Source organism: Stenotrophomonas sp. CASM106 (assembly GCF_049384825.1).
Classification (GTDB): domain Bacteria; phylum Pseudomonadota; class Gammaproteobacteria; order Xanthomonadales; family Xanthomonadaceae; genus Stenotrophomonas; species Stenotrophomonas muris.
Map to the genome: position 1 here is coordinate 510241 of NZ_JBMRFS010000001.1, position 22407 is coordinate 532647.

21 protein-coding genes are annotated in these 22407 nt (G+C 68.3%); all 21 read left to right on the top strand.

Annotated features, from left to right (window positions below):
* Positions 1-4 precede the first annotated feature (4 nt).
* Positions 5-382, top strand: a complete 378-nt coding sequence (locus VG556_RS02445) for a response regulator (protein ID WP_010485922.1) — start codon at positions 5-7, stop codon at positions 380-382.
* Entirely contained in the window at positions 379-1884 is a 1506-nt protein-coding gene (locus tag VG556_RS02450) for a sigma-54 dependent transcriptional regulator (RefSeq protein ID WP_049407633.1), read from the top strand. Before VG556_RS02445 ends, VG556_RS02450 begins: the two co-directional genes overlap by 4 nt.
* Positions 1885-2069: 185 nt before the next feature.
* Positions 2070-2486, top strand: coding sequence for a hypothetical protein (locus tag VG556_RS02455; protein WP_049407635.1), 417 nt, complete (start codon positions 2070-2072; stop codon positions 2484-2486).
* 495 nt (positions 2487-2981) lie between these two features.
* On the top strand, positions 2982-3347 hold the full coding sequence (gene fliE / locus VG556_RS02460; RefSeq protein WP_005409552.1) for a flagellar hook-basal body complex protein FliE: 366 nt from the start codon (positions 2982-2984) through the stop codon (positions 3345-3347).
* Between the two features lie 13 nt (positions 3348-3360).
* Entirely contained in the window at positions 3361-5007 is a 1647-nt protein-coding gene (fliF, locus tag VG556_RS02465; protein WP_014647047.1) for a flagellar basal-body MS-ring/collar protein FliF, read from the top strand.
* A 7-nt stretch (positions 5008-5014) separates the two neighbouring features.
* Positions 5015-6001 carry a flagellar motor switch protein FliG gene (fliG, locus tag VG556_RS02470; RefSeq protein WP_024958226.1) on the top strand — a complete coding sequence of 329 codons (987 nt, stop codon included), beginning with the start codon at positions 5015-5017 and terminating at the stop codon, positions 5999-6001.
* Positions 5998-6639, top strand: coding sequence for a FliH/SctL family protein (locus tag VG556_RS02475; RefSeq protein WP_014647045.1), 642 nt, complete (start codon positions 5998-6000; stop codon positions 6637-6639). Before fliG ends, VG556_RS02475 begins: the two co-directional genes overlap by 4 nt.
* Positions 6636-8021, top strand: coding sequence for a FliI/YscN family ATPase (locus tag VG556_RS02480; protein ID WP_100450005.1), 1386 nt, complete (start codon positions 6636-6638; stop codon positions 8019-8021). Before VG556_RS02475 ends, VG556_RS02480 begins: the two co-directional genes overlap by 4 nt.
* 3 nt (positions 8022-8024) lie before the next feature.
* Entirely contained in the window at positions 8025-8492 is a 468-nt protein-coding gene (gene fliJ / locus VG556_RS02485) for a flagellar export protein FliJ (protein ID WP_014647043.1), read from the top strand.
* Positions 8492-9661: a flagellar hook-length control protein FliK gene (locus VG556_RS02490; RefSeq protein ID WP_100450004.1), complete on the top strand. Its 1170-nt coding sequence runs from the start codon at positions 8492-8494 to the stop codon at positions 9659-9661. The genes fliJ and VG556_RS02490 overlap by 1 nt, the downstream gene beginning before the upstream one ends.
* A 238-nt stretch (positions 9662-9899) precedes the next feature.
* Positions 9900-10415: a flagellar basal body-associated FliL family protein gene (locus tag VG556_RS02495; RefSeq protein ID WP_049441913.1), complete on the top strand. Its 516-nt coding sequence runs from the start codon at positions 9900-9902 to the stop codon at positions 10413-10415.
* A gap of 10 nt (positions 10416-10425) precedes the next feature.
* Positions 10426-11430: a flagellar motor switch protein FliM gene (fliM, locus tag VG556_RS02500; RefSeq protein WP_014647040.1), complete on the top strand. Its 1005-nt coding sequence runs from the start codon at positions 10426-10428 to the stop codon at positions 11428-11430.
* Positions 11427-11762, top strand: a complete 336-nt coding sequence (fliN, locus tag VG556_RS02505; protein ID WP_005409543.1) for a flagellar motor switch protein FliN — start codon at positions 11427-11429, stop codon at positions 11760-11762. The genes fliM and fliN overlap by 4 nt, the downstream gene beginning before the upstream one ends.
* Complete coding sequence (fliO, locus tag VG556_RS02510) at positions 11759-12178, top strand: flagellar biosynthetic protein FliO (RefSeq protein WP_100450003.1); 420 nt, start codon at positions 11759-11761, stop codon at positions 12176-12178. The genes fliN and fliO overlap by 4 nt, the downstream gene beginning before the upstream one ends.
* A 1-nt stretch (position 12179) precedes the next feature.
* Positions 12180-12959, top strand: a complete 780-nt coding sequence (fliP, locus tag VG556_RS02515) for a flagellar type III secretion system pore protein FliP (protein ID WP_032959420.1) — start codon at positions 12180-12182, stop codon at positions 12957-12959.
* A 66-nt stretch (positions 12960-13025) separates the two neighbouring features.
* Positions 13026-13295, top strand: a complete 270-nt coding sequence (locus VG556_RS02520; protein ID WP_005413254.1) for a flagellar biosynthetic protein FliQ — start codon at positions 13026-13028, stop codon at positions 13293-13295.
* Positions 13296-13308: 13 nt separating this feature from the next.
* Positions 13309-14100 (top strand): flagellar biosynthetic protein FliR, encoded by a 792-nt coding sequence (gene fliR / locus VG556_RS02525; protein WP_014037103.1) that lies wholly within the window; start codon positions 13309-13311, stop codon positions 14098-14100.
* A gap of 237 nt (positions 14101-14337) precedes the next feature.
* A complete protein-coding gene (locus VG556_RS02530; protein ID WP_053495135.1) occupies positions 14338-16473 on the top strand; it encodes a putative bifunctional diguanylate cyclase/phosphodiesterase in 2136 nt (711 codons plus the stop codon).
* A gap of 116 nt (positions 16474-16589) precedes the next feature.
* Complete coding sequence (locus VG556_RS02535; RefSeq protein ID WP_100450002.1) at positions 16590-18836, top strand: CocE/NonD family hydrolase; 2247 nt, start codon at positions 16590-16592, stop codon at positions 18834-18836.
* A 227-nt stretch (positions 18837-19063) separates the two neighbouring features.
* On the top strand, positions 19064-20194 hold the full coding sequence (gene flhB / locus VG556_RS02540; RefSeq protein WP_014037101.1) for a flagellar biosynthesis protein FlhB: 1131 nt from the start codon (positions 19064-19066) through the stop codon (positions 20192-20194).
* A 44-nt stretch (positions 20195-20238) separates the two neighbouring features.
* Complete coding sequence (gene flhA, locus VG556_RS02545) at positions 20239-22299, top strand: flagellar biosynthesis protein FlhA (protein ID WP_153643679.1); 2061 nt, start codon at positions 20239-20241, stop codon at positions 22297-22299.
* The last annotated feature ends 108 nt before the right edge of the window (positions 22300-22407 follow it).

Sequence of the window (22407 nt, forward strand, 5' to 3'; positions counted from 1 at the left end):
GGACATGAACAAGCTCACGGTCCTGCTGGTCGATGACCACGAGGGCTTCATCAACGCGGCGATGCGCCATTTCCGCAAGATCGACTGGCTGCAGATCGTCGGCAGCGCCGGCAACGGCCTGGAAGCGATCGAGCGCTCGGAAACGCTGCGCCCGCAGGTGGTGCTGATGGATCTGGCCATGCCGGAAATGGGGGGCCTGCAGGCCACCCGCCTGATCAAGTCGCAGGACGATGCGCCGTACATCGTGATCGCCAGCCACTTCGACGACGCCGAGCACCGCGAACACGCGCTGCGCGCCGGCGCCGACAACTTTGTCAGCAAGCTGTCCTACATCCAGGAAGTCATGCCGATCCTGGAAGGCCTCAGGGAGGATCGATCGTGAGCGAATCGCGCATCCTGGTGCTGGACAACGACGCCGTGCGCGCAGAGCGCACCGTTGCCCTGCTGGAATTCATGGACTTCAACCCGCGCTGGGTGTCCGACGCGGCCGACTTCGACCTGGGCCGCCAGCGCCAGAACGACTGGATGGCGGTGATCGTCGGCAGCCTGGACGACAGCGCCGCCAGTACCGCGCTGTACCACTGGCTGGGCGGCAGCAGCCTGCCGCCGCCGGTGCTGCTGGCCGATGGTGATGCTGCAGCGTTTGCCCAGCAGCACGGTCTGCACGAAGCCAACATCTGGCCGCTGGAAACGCCGCTGCGCCATGCGCAGATGGAAGCCCTGCTGCGCCGCGCCAGCCTCAAGCGCCTGGATGCCGAGCACCAGGCCGGCGCCGCGCAGGATCAAGGCCCGACCGGCAACGGCCCGGCGGTCACCGCGCTGCGCACCATGATCGAGCAGGTGGCCGCGTTCGACACCACCGTGCTGGTGCTGGGCGAATCCGGCACCGGCAAGGAAGTGGTATCGCGCGCCATCCACCAGCGCTCGCCCCGCCGTGATGGCCCGTTCGTGGCGATCAACTGTGGCGCCATTCCGGCCGACCTGCTGGAAAGCGAACTGTTCGGCCACGAGAAGGGCGCCTTCACCGGCGCACTGACCGCGCGCAAGGGCCGGTTTGAAATGGCCGAGGGCGGCACCCTGCTGCTCGACGAAATCGGCGACATGAGCCTGCCGATGCAGGTGAAGCTGCTGCGCGTGCTGCAGGAACGCAGTTTCGAGCGCGTCGGCGGCAACCAGACCATCCGCTGCAACGTGCGCGTGGTGGCCGCGACCCACCGCGACCTGGAGACCCGCATCGCCGAGGGCAAGTTCCGCGAGGACCTGTTCTACCGCCTCAACGTGTTCCCGATTGACGTGCCCGCGCTGCGCGAACGACGCGAAGACCTGCCGGCGCTGGTGGAAACCATCGCCGCGCAGCTGGCCCGCACCGGCCGTGGCGAAGTGCGCTTCACCCCGGAAGCCCTGCAGGCCCTGGCCGGCTACGAGTGGCCGGGCAACGTGCGCGAGCTGACCAACCTGGTCGAGCGCCTGGCGGTGCTGCATCCGGGCGGCTCGGTGCGCGTGCAGGACCTGCCGGCTCGCTATCGTGGCGATGCCACGCTGGCAGCGGTGGCCGCAGCGGCACCGGCAGCGCCGATTGCCAGCGAAGAACGCCTGGACCTGCGCAGCTTCTCGTTCCATACCCCGGGCAGCGGCGGCCAGCCGGCGCTGGAGCACGGCATCGCCGTCAATCGCACAGCCGCCCCGGCGGCACTGCCCGACGACGGTCTGGACCTGCGCAACCACATGGCCAACATCGAACTGGGCCTGATCAACGAAGCACTGGAACGCACCCAAGGCGTGGTCGCCCACGCCGCCCAGCTGCTCGGCCTGCGCCGCACCACCCTGGTGGAAAAGCTGCGCAAGTACGGCATCGAGCGCGAGCAGGCCGAACTGGCCGGCTGACGCGCGCTACCAGCATGAAGGGGGCACGAACGCCTGGGCTTGCCCGGGCGTTGGTGTTTGTGGTGCCCGGGGTCAGATCCCTTTCCTGCGGAAAGGGATCTGACCCCATTGCATTTGCACGTTTTCCTAGAGACAACGGAATCGCACTGCGGAGCATGGCAGGGACATCCCAAGGAGGTCCCACCATGCATCACCTGATCCTGCTCGCCGTCCTGCTCTGCCCGGCCCTGGCCACCGCGGCCAACTGCACACTGCCCGCCGCGCTCGACCAACGCCGGTTCACCAACCTCAGCGACCCGTTGTACGCGCCGGACAACCCCAACGCCGGACGCATGGTGCAGCTCAGCTTTGCTGGCAGCCAGTACGTGCTGGACATCCTCGGCACCGACCTCCGCATCGGCGGCAGCTACCGCTACCAGCGCCTGGCCCCGCATATCGCGGAAATCCAGATGACCGAGGCCCACCCGGCCGGCCCCGCCCACTACACCCTGCTGCTGACCTGCCAGAGCGACCGCCAGGGCCGCTTCATCTACACCCAGCATGACGGCCCCATCGCACCGCGCCAGCGCCAGAATTCCGGCCGATGGACCCTGCAGCCATAGGCCAGAAAACCGACGCCGGTTAAATGGCGCCGCCAATGGGGTCAGAGCCCGTGCCGACCAACGGTCGGCACCCACCATCAGCAGCAGGTTCCAACAGATCGCGGCCACCTGTCGAAGGCGGGGTGGGTCCGGTTGCGGGGGCGTGAGCGCCATGGATGGCGCGACCGAGCCTCCATGGACGGATTTACGGCGTCCCCCGTAACCGGACCCAGCCCGCCACCCCTCAGTAGACCCGCTTCTGCTGTTGCTGTTGCTGTTGCTGTTGCTCCGGCTCCGGCTCCGGCTCCGGCTTCGGCTTCGGCTTCGGCTTCGGCTTCGGCTTCCGCCGTTGCCGTTGAGGTTGCCGGCCAGCGGCCGGCACTACCGCGGGGCGCGGGGTGCAACCCCGCACGCACATCCAACCTCCTCACTTCACTGAATCGAAAACCGGTTTCGGCACGGCACTTGCACTGGCTCCAGCAGACAACCCCATCCCTGTTTCTGGAACCGTTGCAGATGTCCCACTCCGTCACTTCGATCCTTTCGCAGATCCGCTCCTATCAGACCCAGATGGGACAGCCGGCGCTCAACCCGCTGGGCGAAACGCCGCGCAGCAATGCCCTGCCGGGCACGGTGCTGGATGCGCCGCAGGCGCAGCCGGCCAGCTTCACCGAAACCCTGCGTGGTGCGATTGCCGGCGTCAACGACGCGCAACAGAAATCCGGCGCCCTCGCCAAGGCCTTCGAAATGGGCGACCCCAGCGCCGACCTGGCCAAGGTGATGGTCGCCTCGCAGCAGTCCCAGATCGCCTTCCGCGCCACCGTGGAAGTCCGCAACCGTCTCGTCCAGGCCTACCAGGACGTGATGAACATGCCGCTGTAAGGAACGTTGACGCATGGCACTGACGCTCTCCAAGGACAGCCTGAACGCCGAGAAGGCCGGGCAATGGTTCGACCGCCTGCAGAGTCTGCAGATCACCCGTCGGCTGGGCCTGATGGCGATGATCGCAGTGGCGGTGGCGGCAGGCCTGTCCGTGTTCTTCTGGTCACAGAAGCCGGGCATGGTCCCGCTGTACACCGGCCTGGACCAGAAGGCGACCGCTGAAGCGACCGACCTGCTGCGCGCCGCGCAGATTCCGTTCGCGCTCGACCCGGCCACCGGTGGCATCACCGTGCCGGAAAAGAACCTGCACGATGCCCGCCTGAAGCTGGCCGGCTCCGGCCTGACCGACAGCGGCAAGCTGGGCTTCGAGCTGATGGAACGCGACCCGGGCTTCGGTGTCAGCCAGTTCGTGGAAAGCGCGCGCTACCAGCACGCGCTGGAAACCGAGCTGTCGCGCACCATCAACACGCTGCGCCCGGTGCGCGATTCGCGCGTGCACCTGGCCATTCCCAAGCCCAGCGCGTTCACCCGCCAGCGTGACGTGGCCAGCGCCTCGGTCACCCTGGAACTGCGTGGCGGCCAGCAGCTGGAACGCAGCCAGGTCGACGCCATCGTGCACATGGTCGCCGCCAGCATTCCGGACCTCGCGCCGGAACGGGTGACCGTGGTCGACCAGAGCGGGCGCATGCTCAGCATCACCGACCCGAACAGCGAGGCGGCGGTCAACGCGGCCCAGTTCGAGCAGGTGCGCCGCCAGGAAACCTCGTTCAACCAGCGCATCCGCGAACTGCTGGAACCGATGACCGGCCCCGGCCGCGTCAATCCGGAAGTGAGCGTGGACATGGATTTCTCGGTGACCGAGGAAGCCCGCGAGCTCTACAACGGCGAGCCGCAGAAGCTGCGCAGCGAGCAGATGAGCGAGAACACCACCAGCACGCCGGGCCCGCAGGGCGTGCCGGGCGCGACCAGCAACAGCCCGCCGGGCCAGCAGGCCGCACCGGCCACCGCGCAGGCCCCGACCGAAAGCAGCAAGAACGCCACCCGCAACTACGAGCTGGACCGCACCCTGCAGCACACCCGCCAGCCGGCCGGCCGCATCAAGCGCGTCTCGGTGGCGGTGCTGGTGGACAACGTGCCGCGCGCCGGCGCCAACGGCAAGATGAGCCCGCAGCCGCTGTCGGCTGCCGAACTGACCCGCGTCGAAGCGCTGGTCAAGCAGGCCGTCGGCTTCAACGCCGAGCGTGGCGACACCGTGTCGGTGATGAATGCCCCGTTCGTGCGTGACACCACGCCGGTCGAAGGCCCGTCGTGGTGGGAGCTGCCGTGGGTGCACGATGCCGGCCGCATGCTGCTTGGCGCGGTGGTGGTGCTGGCGCTGCTGTTCGGCGTGCTGCGCCCGGCGCTGCGCGCGATCACCGGCCAGAGCAGGAAGAACGACGAACAGGCACTCGAGCCGCATACCGCGGACGTGCAGCTGGTCGATGACGATGGCATGCCGCTGCCGGCGCTGGGCGCTGACCGGGCCAGCCTGGGCGGGCCGGAAGCACTGGCCCTGCCGGTGGATTCATATGAGGAACGATTGCGGATGGCGCGTGAAGCCGTGAAGACCGACTCCAAGCGCGTGGCCCAGGTGGTCAAGGGTTGGGTGGCAAATGACTGAGGCCGCACTGACTGGCGTGCAGCGCGCCGCCGTACTGCTGCTTTCGCTGGGTGAGCTGGACGCGGCCGAAGTGCTGCGCCACATGGAGCCCAAGGAGGTGCAGAAAATCGGCATCGCCATGGCCACCATGACCGACATCACCCGCGAGCAGGTGGAGCGGGTGATGGACCAGTTCGGCCAGGAGCTGGGCTCGAAGACCTCACTCGGCGTTGGCTCGGACGACTACATCCGCAACATGCTGGTGCAGGCGCTGGGCAGCGAGAAGGCCGGCAACCTGATCGACCGCATCCTGCTCGGCCGCAACACCACCGGCCTGGACGCGCTGAAGTGGATGGACCCGCGTGCGGTGGCCGACCTGGTGCGCAACGAGCACCCGCAGATCATCGCCATCGTGATGGCGCACCTGGAAACCGACCAGGCCGCCGACGCGCTGAAACTGCTGCCGGACCGTACCCGCGTGGACGTGCTGCTGCGCATCGCTACCCTCGACGGCATTCCGCCGAACGCACTCAATGAACTCAACGAGATCATGGAGCGCCAGTTCGCCGGCAACCAGAACCTGAAGTCGTCGAACATCGGTGGCGTGCAGTGCGCGGCCAACATCCTGAACTTCATGGACAGCGGCCAGGACCAGGCGATCCTGGGCGAGATCGCCCGCATCGATGCGCCGTTGAGCAACCGCATCCAGGACCTGATGTTCGTGTTCGACGATCTGGTCGACCTGGACGACCGCGAGATGCAGCTGGTGCTGCGCGAGGTGAGCGGCGAGCGCCTGGGCCTGGCCCTGCGCGGCGCCGACATCAAGGTGCGCGACAAGATCACCCGCAACATGTCGCAGCGCGCGGCCGAGATCCTGCTGGAAGACATGGAAGCCCGCGGGCCGGTGCGCCTGTCCGACGTGGAAGGCGCGCAGCGCGAGATCCTGGCCATCGTCAAGCGCATGGCCGATGAAGGCACCGTCACCATCGGCGGCAGCGCGGAGGCCATGCTGTGAGCAACGTCGTGCGCTGGCTTGCCCCGGACCTGCTGGCCCAGCCCGAACCGGCGCTGGAGCAGGAGGACGCGTTCGAACTCACCGAGCCGGACCCGGAACACGAACCGGAGCCGCCGCTGCAGCTGCCGACCCTGGAGGAAATCCAGGCGATCCAGGACAGCGCGGAGAAGGAAGGATTCGATCAGGGCCATGCCGAAGGCTACGGCCAGGGCCAGGCGGAGGTGCGTCGCCTCGCCGCGCAGATCGAAGGCATCCTCGACAACTTCAGCCGGCCGCTGGTGCGGCTGGAGAACGAAGTGGTCGGCGCCCTTGGTGAACTGGCGGTGCGCATCGCCGGCGCGCTGGTCGGCCGCGCCTACGAGGCCGAGCCGGCACTGCTGGCGCAGCTGGTCGGCGAAGCGATTGACGCCGTGGGCGGCAGCACCCGCGAGGTGGAAGTGCGGCTGCACCCGGATGACATCGCCGCGCTTGCCCCGCTGCTGAACCTGTCGCCGGCGCAGCGCCTGGTACCGGATACCAGCCTCAGCCGTGGCGACCTGCGCGTGCACGCCGAAGCCGTGCGCATCGACGGCACCCTGGAGGCCCGCCTGCGCGGTGCGCTGGATGCGGTGATCCGCCAGACCGGGGCGACGGCATGAGCGCCGCACCGCAAACGACGCCGCCGCCGGCCGACTGGGCCGTGGCCCGCAACCTGCGCCTGGCCCGGCGCCTGGACGGCCTGCGCGTGGATACCGCGCATGGCCGTGGGCTGATCCGCGAGGGCGTGCTGCGCCGCGCGGTCGGGCTCACCCTGGAAGCGGTCGGCTGCGAGGCGCCGCTGGGCGCCAGCTGCAAGGTGGAAGTGGTCGATGGTGGCTGGGTCGATGCCGAAGTGGTCGGCTTTGCCGGTGAGCGCACCTACCTGATGCCCAGCGCCGAACTGCACGGCCTGCTGCCCAACGCCCGCGTGGTACCGTCGGCGCGGCGTGGCGGCGTGGAAGTGGGTGAAGGCCTGCTCGGCCGCGTCATCGACAGCGACGGCGTGCCGCTGGATGGCAAGGGCCCGATCCGCGCAGAAGGGCATGTCGGCATGGCCGGCGTGTCGATCAATCCGTTGGCGCGTGAACCGATCACCCAGCCGCTGGACGTGGGCGTGCGCGCGATCAACGCGCTGTTGCCGATCGGCCGCGGCCAGCGTGTCGGCCTGTTCGCCGGTTCCGGCGTCGGCAAGTCGACGCTGCTGGGCATGATGACCCGCTACACCGCTGCCGACGTGATCGTGGTCGGCCTGATTGGTGAACGAGGCCGCGAAGTACGCGATTTCGTCGAGACCACGCTGGGCGAGGAAGGCCTGCGCCGCGCCGTGGTGGTGGCCAGCCCCGCCGACCGGCCACCCTTGGCGCGCCTGCACGGTGCCTACCGTGCCACCGCCATCGCCGAGTGGTTCCGCGACCAGGGCCTGAACGTGCTGCTGCTGATGGACTCGCTGACCCGCTTCGCCCAGGCGCAGCGCGAGATCGGCTTGTCGGTCGGTGAACCACCGACCACCCGCGGTTACCCGCCCTCGGTGTTCGCCAAGCTGCCGGCGCTGGTCGAACGCGCTGGCAACGGCGCAAAGGGCCGCGGCTCGATCACCGCGTTCTACACCGTACTGACCGAAGGCGATGATCCGCAGGATCCGATCGCCGACGCCGCACGCGCGATCCTCGACGGCCACATCCTGCTCTCGCGCCGGGTGGCCGACAGCGGCCTGTACCCGGCCATCGACGTCGAATCGTCGGTCAGCCGCGTGGTCACGGAAATCGCCGACGAGCCGTGGCGCCTGCGCATCCGCAAGTTGAAGCGACTGGTCGCGGCGTACTCGGCCAACCGTGACCTGATCGCGATCGGTGCCTACCAGCGTGGTAACGACGCGGCCACCGACGAAGCCCTGGAACGCTGGCCGGAAATCATGGAGTTCCTCGGCCAGGACGTTGCCAAGGCCGCAGATCTCCCGCACAGCCAGGCGGCGCTGCAGCGCCTGGTGGAACAAGAGAGTTAAGCCATGAACCAGTCCAAGCGCATCGATCCCCTGCTCAAGCGGGCCCAGGAACACGAGGACGCGGTCGCCCGCGACCTGGCCGAACGCCAGCGCGTGCTCGACACCCATCTGTCGCGCCTGGACGAACTGCGCCGCTATGCCGAGGAGTACGCCAACGCCCAGATGGCAGCGACCAGCCCGGCACAGCTGCTGAACCGCCGCGCCTTCCTTGATCGCCTGGACAGTGCGGTCGAGCAGCAGCAGGCCACGGTCAACGGCAACCGCGAAAAAGTGGAGGCCGAGCGCGCGCGGCTGATCCTGGCCAGCCGTGACAAGGCGGTGCTGGAGCAGCTGGCCGCCAGCTACCGCGCGCAGGAAAAGGTGGTGACCGACCGCCGCGACCAGCGCGAGATGGACGACATTGGCGCGCGGCGCGCGCGCCTGGTGCAGGCCGAAGACCAGGACGGCGCCGAGCAGGGAGGCCGCCCGTGATGCCCGCCCCGCTCGCCAGCAGCGCCAACCCGGCCCCGCCCGCCACCAGCAACAGTGCCGCGCGCGCCGCGCGCAGCGAAGGCGCAAAGGACTTCAGCCAGCTGCTGCAGGGCGGTGCGCCCTCCGCGCCCGCGCCTGCGGGCAGCGCTACCACACCGACGCCGTCCACGCCCAGCCAGCCATCGACCGCCGACAGCAATGGCCAGGCACCGGGCGAACGCAGCGCGGACGCGGAAGCGGCAACTGCCGAAACGCCGCCGCTACCGCCCGTTGCCCTGCCCCCGGCTGGACCCGGCACCGACAAGGACAAGCCCGCCGCGACCGAGGACGCCCCGTGGCCACCGATCGGCCTGGCCGGCCTGGTGCTGGCGATGCCGACGCCTGCCGATCCGGCCGTCGCTCTGGCGGGCAGCGCTGCACCGTCACTGGCCAGCGACGGTACGGCGCTATCCACCACTGCCCCCGCCGCGACCCCGACACTGCCTGCAGCCGCGCCGGCAGCGGCAACCGCAGCCCCCGTGGCGGCCGACGGCAAACCGGCGGCGACCAGCGCGGAGGATGCCACCGCGCTGCCATTGCCGGCGATGATCCTGCCCGGCAAGCGCAGCGAGCGCGGCGAAGGCAGTGACGTGGCCGCCGTTGGCGACCGCGCAAATACACCGTTGCTGCACGCACCGGCAGCCGCCGCCGTGCAGGACCTGAAGGCGGCGCTCGCCACCGGCAACGCGATCTTCAATGGCGAACCCACGCCCAAGCCCGTGCTGGGTGACGATGGCTTCGACCAGGCCATCGGCGCACGCCTGGGCTGGCTGGCCGACCACAAGATCGGCCATGCCCACATCCGCCTGAGCCCGGACGACATGGGGCCGGTCGACGTGCGCCTGCAGTTGAACGGCGACAAGGTGCATGCCAGCTTCAGCAGCCCGCACGTGGACGTGCGCCAGGCACTGGAAAGCAGCCTGCCGCGCCTGCGCGAGCTGCTGGGCGAACAGGGCTTCCAGCTGGCTCACGCCGATGTCGGCCATCACGCGTCTGGTGGTGACGGCAATGCGTCGGGACAACCGGGTGGCGGCGGCATGACCGGCGACGGAGAACCGACGCCGGGCGATGCCAGCGTGTCGTCCGCGCAGTTGATCCACCAGCGCGGCTTGCTGGACGCCTACGCCTGACAGGTGTGCCAACCAAGGTTGGCACCCACCAGAGCGGGCGGTTGGCACCTACCGGAGCGGGGCAATTGGCACCCACCAAGGCGGGCGGTCGGCACCCCCCGTATTGCGTTGGTGGGTGCGGAGCTTGCTCCGCACGGCCCTACCTGCACCCCGACGGAATTCCGTCGCACCCTGCGGGCCCGGCCTTCGGCACACCCCTTGCATATCCCGGTGAAGCAACCCTCAGGAGCTTCACCCCGTGGCCGCAGCCGCTGACAAAACCAAGAAGACCGCCGAGAAGGACAAGGCCGCCAAGCCGCGTAGTCCGATCCTGATCACCGCACTGGTGGCCGTACTGGCCGCCGCTGCCGCTGGTGGCGGCGTGTGGTTCTTCACCCAGTCCAAGCACGAAGAGAAGACCGCGCAGGCGCCGAAGAAGAGCGCGACGCCGGCCCCGGCACAGTACTTCGCGCTGGACCCGGCGTTCGTGGTCAACCTCAATGGCCCGGTCGACGGCCCGCGCTACCTGCAGCTGGAGGTCCAGCTGATGACCCGCGACCCGGCCGCGCTGGAAGCGATCAAGACCCATGCCCCGGCCATCCGCGCGCGCCTGCTGATGCTGTTCTCGCAGGTCAGCCCGGACCAGATCGCCGATGTCGCCGGCAAGCAGAAGCTGCAGGCCAGTTCGCTGGCCGAGGTGCAGAAGGTGCTCAAGGCCGAGACCGGCAGCAACGGCGCCGACGATCTGCTGTTCACCAGCTTCGTGACCCAGTAAGGGCCCCCCGATGAATGATCTGCTGTCCCAGGACGAGATCGATGCCCTGCTCCACGGCGTGGACAGCGGCGCGGTCGAGACCGATGCGGAACCCCCGTCAGGCGAAGCGCGCTCGTACGACTTCGCCAGCCAGGACCGCATCATCCGTGGTCGCATGCCGACCCTGGAAATGGTCCACGAGCGCTTCGCGCGCCTGTGGCGGATCGGCCTGTTCAACCTGATCCGGCGCTCGGCCGAGCTGTCGGTGCGCGGCATCGAACTGATCAAGTTCAACGACTACATGCACTCGCTGTATGTGCCGACCAACCTGAACCTGATCCGCTTCAAGCCGCTGCGCGGTACCGGCCTGATCGTGTTCGAGCCGACCCTGGTGTTCGCCATCGTCGACAACTTCTTCGGCGGCGACGGGCGCTACCCGACCCGCATCGAGGGCCGCGAATTCACGGCCACCGAAATGCGGGTGATCCACCTGCTGCTGAAGCAGACCTTCGCCGACCTGCGCGAAGCGTGGGCACCGGTGATGGACGTCGACTTCGAGTACATCAACTCGGAGATCAACCCGCATTTCGCCAACATCGTGACCCCGCGCGAGTACGTGGTGGTGTGCCGCCTGCACGTCGAGCTCGACGGCGGCGGCGGTGACATCCACGTCACCCTGCCCTACTCGATGCTGGAACCGATCCGCGAACTGCTCGACGCCGGCATCCAGAGCGACCGCAACGACCGCGACGAGAGCTGGGGCAAGACCCTGCGCGAGCAGCTCAACATCGCCGAAGTCACCCTGTCCAGCGTGCTGGCCAGCAAGCGCATGACCCTGCGCGACCTGACCCAGCTGAAGGTCGGCGACATCCTGCCGATCGAGCTGAGCCCGCAGGTGCCGCTGTGCGTGGAGAACATTCCGGTGTTCACCGGCGAGTTCGGCATCGCCAACGGCATGAACGCCGTGAAGATCACCGCTACCCATCCGCCGGGCACCCGCCCGCGCGTACCCGTCATCCAGGAAGACCCGCAATGAACGATATCGACGCCCTCGAACCGACCCCGGCCCAGTTCAGCAGCCTGCAGGCCGACGAGGCCAACGGTCCGGACCTGAATCTGGACGTGATCCTCGATGTGCCGGTGACCCTGTCGCTGGAAGTCGGTCGTGCCCGCCTGCCGATCCGCAACCTGCTGCAGCTCAACCAGGGTTCAGTGGTGGAACTGGAGCGCGGTGCCGGCGAATCGCTGGACGTGTTCGTCAACGGCACCCTGATCGCCCATGGCGAAGTGGTGGTGATCAATGACCGCTTCGGCGTGCGCCTGACCGACGTGGTCAGCCCGAGCGAGCGGATCCGGAGACTGCGTTGAGCCTGCTGGCCTCCACCCTGCTGGCGGTCGGCAACACCGCAGCGCCGATCGGCCCGCAGGTCGGCCAGCACGCGGCCGCCGCACCCAGCCTGTTCGGTGCGGTGCTGGCGCTGCTGGCGGTGCTGGCGCTGGTGATCGGCCTGGGCTGGCTGCTCAAGCGCATGCCCGGCAGCGGCTTCCGCCCGGCCGAAGGCATGAAGCTGGTGGCCAGCCTCAGCGTCGGCGCCAAGGAGCGCGTGGTGGTGGTGGAGGTCAACGGCCAGCAATTGCTGCTGGGCGTCACTGCCGGCGGCATCAACACCCTGCATACCCTGCCCGAACCGTTGCCACCACCGGCGCCGGTGCGCGTGCCGGACTTCAAGAACCTGCCGAATTTCGCCCAGCTGCTGCAGCAGCGGCTGCGCAAGGACCCCTGACATGCGTGTCACCCGTACCCGTGTTGCCACCCTGATGCCGTGGCTGCTGTTGCTTGCCCTGTGCCTGTTGCCGGCGCTGGCGTTCGCCGCGCCCGGCGCCCCGGCCACCCCGCTGCCGGACGTCAACGTCGGCAAGATCGGCGGCCAGCCGGTCAGCCTGCCGCTGCAGACCCTGCTGCTGATGACCGCGATCACCCTGATCCCGTCGATGCTGCTGGTGCTGACCTCGTTCACCCGCATCATCATCGTGCTGGGCCTGCTGCGCCAGGCACTGGGTACCGGCCAGACGCCGTCCAACCAGGTACTGCTGGGCCTGGCCCTGTTCCTCACCGCGATGGTGATGATGCCGACCTGGGACAAGGCGTGGAGCACGGGCATGGCGCCCTATCTCAACGGCGACATTGACTTCCAGACCGCCTGGACATTGACCACGCAGCCGCTGCGCGGGTTCATGCTGGCGCAGATCCGCGAGACCGACCTGATGACCTTCGCCGGCATCGCCGGGCACGGCACCTACGCCAGCCCCGATGCGATCCCGTTCCCGGTGCTGGTCGCCTCGTTCGTCACCAGCGAACTGAAGACCGCTTTCGAGATCGGCTTCCTGATCTTCATTCCGTTCGTGATCATCGATCTGGTCGTCGCCAGCGTGCTGATGTCCATGGGCATGATGATGCTGTCGCCGATGCTGGTGTCGGCACCGTTCAAGATCCTGCTGTTCGTGCTGGTGGATGGCTGGGTGCTGACCGTGGGCACGCTGGCGGCCAGCTTCAATCCCGCGTGACGCGATCCGGCGCGATTGAAAGACAGTCGAGCATGGCTCGACTCTATATAAGAAGGTGGAACCCGAATGTCTCCCGAACTTGCCTTGACCGAACTGCGTGGCGGCCTGATCACCGTGCTGTGGGTGGCCGGCCCGCTGCTGCTCACCGTACTGGTGGTCGGCGTGGTGGTCGGTGTCGTGCAGGCTGCAACCCAGCTCAATGAACCGACCATCGCCTTCGTCGCCAAGGCGGCGGCGCTGACCGCAGTGCTGTTCGCGCTGGGCAGCCTGCTGATCGGCCACCTGGTTGAATTCACCACGCTGCTATTCCAGCGCATTCCGCACCTGATCGGCTAGGACACGCGCTTCGATGGATGCCGCGACACAGATGGCGGCCGACGGCCTGCAGGCCTTCGGCATGATCGGCACCGTGCTGTGGACCATGCTGCGCATCGGCGCGGTGGCCATGGCCATGCCCATGGTCGGCACGCGTGCGGTGCCGTCGCGGGTGCGCGTGGTACTGGCCGGCACCCTGGCCATTGCACTGGCACCGCTGCTGCCACCGGTACCGGACTGGACCGGCTTCGACGCGGCTACGGTGCTGACCATCGCGCGCGAACTGGCCATCGGCGTTTCCATCGGTTTCATGCTGCGGCTGGTATTCGAAGCCGGTGCGATGGCCGGCGAGCTGATCGCGCAGGGCACCGGCCTGGCCTTCGCGCAGATGAGCGACCCGCTGCGCGGTGGCACTTCGGGTGTGATCGGCCAGTGGTTCTACCTGCTGTTCGGCCTGCTGTTCTTCACCGCCAACGGCCACCTGGCGTTGATTTCGCTGCTGGTCGACAGCTACCGCGCACTGCCGATCGGCGCCCCGCTGCCGGACCCGCACGCCTTCTTCAGCATCGCCCCGACCTTCCTGCTGACCGTGCTGCGCGGCGCGCTGACGCTGGCCATTCCGCTCACTGTGGCGATGCTGGCGGTGAACCTGGCCTTCGGCGTACTGGCGCGTGCCGCCCCTGCGCTGAATCCGATCCAGCTGGGCCTGCCGGTCTCGCTGCTGCTGGGCCTGTTCCTGCTGGCCCTGCTGGCCGGGGAAATGGGGCCGCCGGTACAGCGCCTGTTCGACGCCGCCTTCCAGGCTGCGGACGCGGTCACACACTGACCCGATCATCACGTTCTACTGCTTGCCATGCATTTGTTTCTGTAGAGCCGAGCATGGGCTCGGCTCTACAGGGGCGCAATTTCACGTATTGCCGCTTGAAGTCCCCCCCGGTCTGCGCGTTAGAGTGAATGCGCGGCAACCGGGGGGATGCCGCACATGGCCGGCGTCGTGCGTCGGCCTGCCTCATGCATGCCCCACCGTGGTTTCCGTCGACAGGCAGGTCCGGGAGACTGACGAATGCTGGTAGGCACGTACAACCCGTGGCTGGTGGCGATCTCGCTGCTGGTCGCCGTGATGGCTTCATACACCGCGCTGGCGATGGCCGGGCGCACGGTGACCGCACCGGGCAGGGGCGCGGCCTGGTGGTGGCGGCTGGGCGGCGGCTTCGCCATGGGCCTGGGCATCTGGTCGATGCATTTCATCGGCATGCTGGCTTTCGACCTGCCCATTCCATTGGGCTACGACCTTCCCATCACCCTGCTCTCGCTTGCGCTTGCCATCGCCTCATCGGTGTTCGCGCTGTGGCTGGTCTCGCTGCGCACCCTGCCCCACCCGCGATTGGCGGTCGGCGCCCTGCTGATGGGCACCGGCATCGCCGGCATGCATTACGTTGGCATGGCTGCAATGCGCATGCAGCCGGGCATCGACTACGACCCGGGCTGGCTGCTGTTCTCGCTGATGGTGGCGGTGGCTGCCTCCTGGACCGCGCTGTACGTGGCGTTCCGCCTGCGCGCGCAGCGCACCCGCATCGGTGATCGTCTTGCAGCGGCGGGCCTGCTCGGCCTGGCCATCGTCGGCATGCATTACACCGGCATGGCCGCTGCGCGCTTCCCGGAAGGCAGCGTCTGCGGTGCGGCGGTCGGCGATGGCCTGCAGAACGAGTGGCTGGCGATGCTGGTGGTAGTGCTGACCGTGGCGATCCTGGCCGTGGTGCTGGTGGTCTCATGGCTGGACCAGCGCGTGGAAGCGCAACTGCTGCGGCTGCGCAATTCGATGCTGAGCACCTCGTTGACCGACGCGCAGCAGGAACTGACCCAGGCCGCGCTGCACGATCCGCTCACCCGCCTGCCCAACCGCCTGCTGCTGCAGCGGCGCATCGTGCAGGCACTGGCCGAGGCCGAACAGGGCGGCAACCGCTTCGCGGTGATGTTCATGGACCTGGACGGCTTCAAGCAGGTCAATGATGCCTATGGCCATCAGGCCGGTGATGCGCTGCTGGTGGCGGTGGCCGAACGCACCCGCCAGCTGCTGCGCCCGCACGATATGCTGGCACGGCTGGGCGGCGACGAGTTCGTGCTGGTGGTGCGCATCGAGCACGACGAGGACCTGCCGACCCTGGCCCGGCGCATCCTGCAGGCGGTGGGCAGCGGCCCGTTGCTGCCGGACAACGAACTGCAGGTGACCGCCAGCATCGGCGTGGCGATCTGCCCGGACCACGCCGCCAGCGAGCGCCAGCTGATGGCCTTCGCCGATGCGGCGATGTACCAGGCCAAGGAGTCCGGACGCAACGCCTTCGTGCTGTTCGCCGACTGGATGAACGACAGCGCCGAGCAGCAGTTCCGGCTGCTGGCCGACCTGCGCCGCGCCATCGGCAGCGAGCAGCTGTTCCTGCACTATCAGCCGAAGATCCGCGTGGCCACGCAGAAGGTGGCCGGCGCCGAAGCGCTGATCCGCTGGCGCCATCCGGAACACGGCCTGATTCCCCCCGACCGCTTCATCCGCCTGGCCGAGCGCAGCGGTGCGATCAACGAGATCGGGCGCTGGGCGCTGGACCAGGCCTGCCAGCAGCTGCGGCGCTGGCACGACGCCGGGCATGAAAGCTGGTCGATGTCGGTGAACCTGTCGCCGGTGCAGTTCAGTTCGCCGCACCTTCTGCAGGATGTGCGCGAGGTGATCGAGCGCCATGGCATTGCCCCGCGCCACCTGGTGCTGGAGATCACCGAAAGCACCGTCATGCGCGATACCGATACCAGTCTTCGCCTGCTGCAGGCGCTGTCGGCGCTGGGCGTGGGCATCTCCATCGATGATTTCGGAACCGGCTATTCCAGCCTGCTGTACCTGAAGCGGCTGCCGGCCACCGAGATCAAGATCGACCATGCGTTCGTGCGCGACCTGGAACACAGTGCCGAAGACGTGGTGATCGTCTCGGCGATCGTGGCGCTGGGCCATGCGCTGGACATGGACATCGTCGCCGAGGGCGTGGAGACCGCCGCGCAGCGCGCCTACCTGGAACGCCTGGGCTGCGACTTCCTGCAGGGATACCTGCTGGGCCGCCCGGTCGACGCGGCGCGCTTCATGCAGCTGCACGACCTGCCGCGGCCGCGGGTGGAACTGGCACAGAGCCCGCCGCCCAGCGGCAACGCTCCCCTGTAGAGCCGAGCCTGCGCCCGGCTCCCGCCGGGCACGGCCCGGCGCTACCATGGGTTGGCCTTCGGTAGATCCGCGCCCTGCGTGGATGCACCGTTCCCCTGTCATCCAAGGAAGCGTCCGTGGCCCTACGCACCACCCTTGCCGGCCTGTTGCTGGCCCTTCCTGTTGGCCACGCCACCGCCGCCGATCTGCCGTGGTCATTGCCAGCCGATGCTTCCCCGGCCCAGGTCGACGCTGCCCTGCGGGCCCTGGGCAAGGGCGTGCTGGAGTCCCCCAGCCTGACCGATGCACAGCGCGGCCACGCGTTGCTCGCGACAGGCCAGACGGCCGAAGCGCGGCAATCGATCCAGCAGGCGCGGGCATCGCTGGCAAGCGACGGTGATACCGCGGCGATGCAGCGCTGGGTGCCCATGCTGCTGCTCGCCACCGCCGGCGAGCGGGACACGGCTGCCTATGTCCGCGCCTTCCACAGCACCTTCGCTGCCCTGGACGACATCGCCGCGGTGCAGGCCGATGCCGCGCTCTCGGTTGAGCCGGCCCCGGTGCGCGCCCAACTGGAGCAGGCCATCGCGGCGCAGGCGGGGGCCGCGACCGTCGCCGAGGCCATCGCCCTGGAACTGCTGCGCCTGCGGGCGGTACTGCGTGCACAGAGCCTTGCCGCCGCACTGGCCCCTCCGCTGGTCGCGGCGGAGGAGCAGCGCCGCTTCGCCATCGACGACGCATTGCGCATCCCCGTTGGCGATGGCGTCGTGCTGTCGGCGCAGCTGGCCCGCCCTCGCGCCGCATCGGTACCCCTGCCGACGGCCATGCTGTTCACCATCTACACCGATCCACCCAAGAACCGGCAGAAGATGCTGCTGGCCGCTGCTCATGGCTACGCCGGCATCGTGGTCGATGCGCGCGGCAAAGGCCGGGGCACCGGCACCATCGCGCCCTACGAACATGACGGCGCGGACGCCAACGCGGCCATCGACTGGATCAGCCACCAGCCATGGAGCGATGGCCGGGTCGCCATGTATGGCGGCAGCTACGAGGGCTTCACTGCCTGGGCGGCGGCGCGCCATCACCATCCCGCATTGAAGACCATCGTGCCCTACGTTGCCGCCATCCCCGGCCAGGGCCTGCCGATGGAGAACAACGTGTTCCTGAGTGCCAACTATGGCTGGGCGTTCTATGTGGCCAATGGCCCGATGCTGGACAACGACACCTACGACCAGGACGAGCGCTGGTCGCAGCTGCCGCGCCGCTGGTATGCCTCCGGCCGCCCCTACCGGCAGATCGACCAGGTCGATGGCACGGCCAACCCGTGGCTGCAGCGCTGGCTGGCCCATCCGTCCTACGATGCCTACTGGCAGGCGATGGTCCCCTATGGCGATCAGTTCAACGACATCCGCATCCCGGTGCTGACCATCACCGGGTACTACGACGATGGCCAGATCTCGGCCCTGAAGTACTTCAAGGAGCACCTCCGGCACCGTCCCGATGCCGACCATGCGCTGCTGATCGGCCCCTACGACCACCGTGGCGCGCAGTCGGCGCTCAAACCGATGCAGCTGCGCGATTACGCGGTCGACCCTGCCGCGCAGTTCGATACCCCGGCAGTCACCTTCCAGTGGCTGGACCATGTGCTGCGCGGCGCGCCGCGCCCTGCGCTGGTGCCTGACCGCGTGAACTACCAGCTGATGGGCGCCAATCGCTGGGGGCATGCGGCAACGCTGGACGCCGCCGCGGGTGCCCATCGCCGCTACCACCTGTCGGCCGCACCCGCTTCGGCCGATGGCTACCACCGCCTGCAGGAACAGCCGCCAGCGCCGGGCCAGCTGGAGCAGACCGTGGACATGGCCGACCGCAACGAAATGCGGCACGGCTACTACCCGTTCCCCATCGTCGCAGCACAGGATGAAGCCGACACCGCGCTGGCCTATGTCTCGGACCCCTTCACCGGACCGATGGATCTGGTGGGCAGCTTCTCCGGTGACCTGAAGGTGCGGATCAACAAGCGCGACTTCGATTTCACCGTCACCCTGTACGAGCTGCTCGCCGATGGACGCCGCATGCAGCTGTCCTATTACATGGGCCGGGCCAGCCACGTACGCGACCCCACCACGCGCCAGCTGCTGCAGCCAGGCCAATGGACCCACCTGCCCTTCGATCGCACGCGCATGGTCGCCCGCCGCCTGGCGGCAGGCAGCCGCCTGCTGGTGAAGGTGGATGTGCTGAAGGACGCCATGCATCAGGTCAACCACGGCACCGGCCGCGATGTCAGCGACGAATCGGCCGCTGATGCGGGCACCCCGCTGCAGGTGGATTGGCACAGCGACAGTGTTCTGACGATTCCGCTGCAGGCGGTAACGCCGGGCGGATGATTGCGCCAGGCACGGCCCGGCGCTGCCCGTGCCGCCGCCGGCCATCACGGAACGATTCCTGCGGCACTCTCCTGTAGAGCCGAGCTCATGCCCGGCTGTGCTTCGCGCCTGGCCCCAACCGTAGCCGAGCGTGGGCTCGGCTCTACAGAACGGGCCATCGGTAGATCCACGCCATGCGTGGAACGGTTCTTGCACGCACCCCGGCACCCCCTGCCGCAGTGCCCGTGATGTCCGAGAACGAATCCGCCGGCGAAAAGACCGAACAACCGACCGAAAAACGCCTGCGCGATGCCCGTGAACAGGGCAACCTGCCGCGCTCGCGCGAACTTGGCACCGCCGCCGTGTTCGGCGCCGGCGTGCTGGCGGTGATGGCCATGAGCGGCTCGATCGGCCGTGGCGCCACGGCCTGGATGAAGCACGCGCTCAGCCCCGAACAGAGCCTGCGGCAGAACCCGAAGGAACTGTTCGGCCACTTCGGCGACCTGCTGCTGCAGTTCATGCTGGTGATCGCACCGCTGGTGCTGGTCTGCCTGCTGGCCAGCTTCGTCGCCCCGCTGGTGATGGGCGGCCTGCGCTGGTCGCAGAAGGCGTTGCTGCCCGACATCAACCGCATGAACCCGATGAGCGGGCTCAAGCGCCTGTATGGCCCGGAGGCGATTGCCGAATTCACCAAATCGCTGCTGCGCGTGGCCTTCGTCGGCGTCGCCGCCGGGCTGGTGGTCTGGACCGGCTTCGACACCCTGCGCGGGCTGATCCACCACCCGCTGGAAACCGCCATCACCGATGGCCTGGGCTTCACCCTGCGCCTGCTGCTGGCCACCGCCGGCGCGATGCTGGTGCTGGCCGCCATCGATGCGCCGTACCAGCGCTGGAACTGGATGCGCAAGCTGAAGATGACCCGTGAAGAGCTGCGCCGGGAAATGAAGGAAAGCGAGGGCAGCCCCGAGGTGAAGGGCCGCATCCGCCAGCTGCAGCAGCAGATGGCCAACCGCCGGATGATGGAAGCGGTGCCCACTGCCGACGTGGTGGTGGTCAACCCGACCCACTACGCGGTGGCCCTGAAGTACGAGGGCGGCGCCATGAACGCCCCCACCGTGGTCGCGCTGGGCGTGGACGAAACCGCCCTGCGCATCCGTGAAGTGGCCGACGGCAACAAGGTGGCGATCGTCTCCGCCCCGCCTTTGGCACGCGCCTTGTATCGGGAAGGCCAACTCGGAAAGGAAATCCCCGTGAGACTGTATTCGGCCGTCGCCCAGGTCCTGTCCTACGTCTACCAGCTGCGCGCCTGGCGCACTGGCCCGATGCCGGACGCCCCGCACATCCAGGTGGATGAATTCGGCAAGGGAGGCCGCCCGTGAGCGCCCAGCCCTCCGCCGGCTTCAACACCCGCCGCGCCCTGGAAATGATCCGCCAGGGCCTTGGCGCGCCGCTGATCGTGCTGGCCCTGCTGGCCATGGTCGTGGTGCCGCTGGCCGCGCCGGTGCTCGATGCGCTGTTCACCTTCAACATCGCCATCTCGCTGATGGTGCTGCTGGCGGTGGTCTACGTGAAGCGCCCGCTGGACTTCACCATCTTCCCGATCGTGCTGCTGATCACCACCATGCTGCGGCTGGCGCTGAACGTGGCCTCCACCCGCGTGATCCTGCTGAACGGCCAGAACGGCCATGATGCCGCGGGCAAGGTCATCGCCGCCTTCGGTGAATTCGTGATCGGCGGCAACTATGCGGTCGGCATCGTGGTGTTCGCGATCCTGACCATCATCAATTTCGTGGTCATTACCAAGGGTGCCGGCCGCGTTTCGGAAGTGACCGCGCGCTTCATCCTGGACGCGATGCCCGGCAAGCAGATGGCGATCGACGCCGACCTCAACGCCGGTTTGCTGACGCGTGAAGAAGCCAAGCTGCGCCGCGAGGAAGTGCGTGAGGAAGCCGACTTCTACGGTGCGATGGACGGCGCCAGCAAGTTCATCCGCGGCGATGCCATTGCCGGCATCCTGATCCTGTTCATCAATATGCTCGGCGGCCTGGCCGTGGGCGTGCTGCAGCATGGCATGCCGTTCGGCGAGGCCGCCGCCACCTACACCCTGCTGTCGATCGGTGACGGCCTGGTAGCGCAGCTGCCGGCCCTGCTGGTCTCCAGCGCCGTGGCCATGCTGGTTACCCGCGCCTCACGCTCGCAGGACATGGCCCAGGCCATGACCGGCCAGGTGTTCGGCCAGTACCGTGCGCTGGCGATCACCGCCGGCATCATCGGCGTGGTCGGCCTGGTGCCGGGCATGCCCAACGTCGCCTTCCTGACGCTGGCCGCGATCCTCGGCTTCATCGCCTGGAAGCTGTACCGCAAGGGCAAGGCGCCGGCTGCCGATGCGGCAGGCGGTGGCACCGATGCCGCCGCACTCAACGCACTCGGCCGCCCGGCCGCACCGGCACCGACTGCCGAACTGAGCTGGGACGAACTGCGCCCGGTCGATCCGCTGGGCCTGGAGGTCGGCTATCGGCTGATCCCGCTGGTGGACAGCAACCAGGGCGGCGAACTGATGGCGCGCATCAAGGGCGTGCGCCGCAAGCTGACCCAGGATGTCGGCTTCCTGATCCCGTCGGTGCACATCCGCGACAACCTGGAACTGCCGGCCAACGGCTACCGCGTGCTGGTGCACGGCGTGCCGGTGGCCACCGCCGAGATCCACCCCGACCGCGAGCTGGCGCTGGACCCGGGCAGCGCGCTCGGCGCGCTGGAAGGCATCGCCGGCAAGGACCCCGCGTTCGGCCTGGACGCCACCTGGATCCAGCCGCACCAGCGCGCCCAGGCCGAAACGCTGGGCTACACCGTGGTCGATCCGGCCACCGTGGTCGCCACCCATCTGTCGCACCTGATCCGTGAGCACGCGCCGGAACTGCTCGGCCACGAAGAAGTGCAGCACCTGCTGGCCAACCTGGCCAAGAGCGCGCCCAAGCTCGTCGAAGATCTGACGCCGAAGGCGTTGCCGCTGTCGGCGGTGGTGCGCGTGCTGCAGAACCTGCTGGTCGAGCGCATTCCGATCCGCCAGCTGCGCAAGATCGCCGAGGCACTGGTCGAACATGCGCCCAGCAGCCAGGACCCGGCCGTGCTGACCGCCGCTGTTCGCACCGCACTGGGCCGCTTCATCGTGCAGGAGATCGCCGGAATGTCGGCGGAGCTGCCGGTGTTCACCCTCAACCCGCAATTGGAACGTGTCTTGCAGGAGTCCACGCAGGGCAACGGCGCCGCGCTGGAACCCGGACTCGCTGAGCGACTGCACCAGAGCCTGGCCGAATGTGTCAGCAAGCAGGAAGCCCGCAACGAGCCCGCGGTCGTGCTGGTACCTGGCCCGGTGCGCGCCGCGCTGGCCCGCCTGGTCCGCCACAGCGTTCCGTCGCTGTCGGTCCTGGCCTACAGCGAGGTGCCGGAGGACAAGCGCCTGAAGCTGGTCGGAACGATCAGCTGACGCCGCCCTGCGATGCGCCAGAAAACAGACACCACTTTCGAACCAACGCAACAGACAGATACCAAGGGGAACCCGCACCGTGCAGACCACCGACCACCCGAGTTCTCC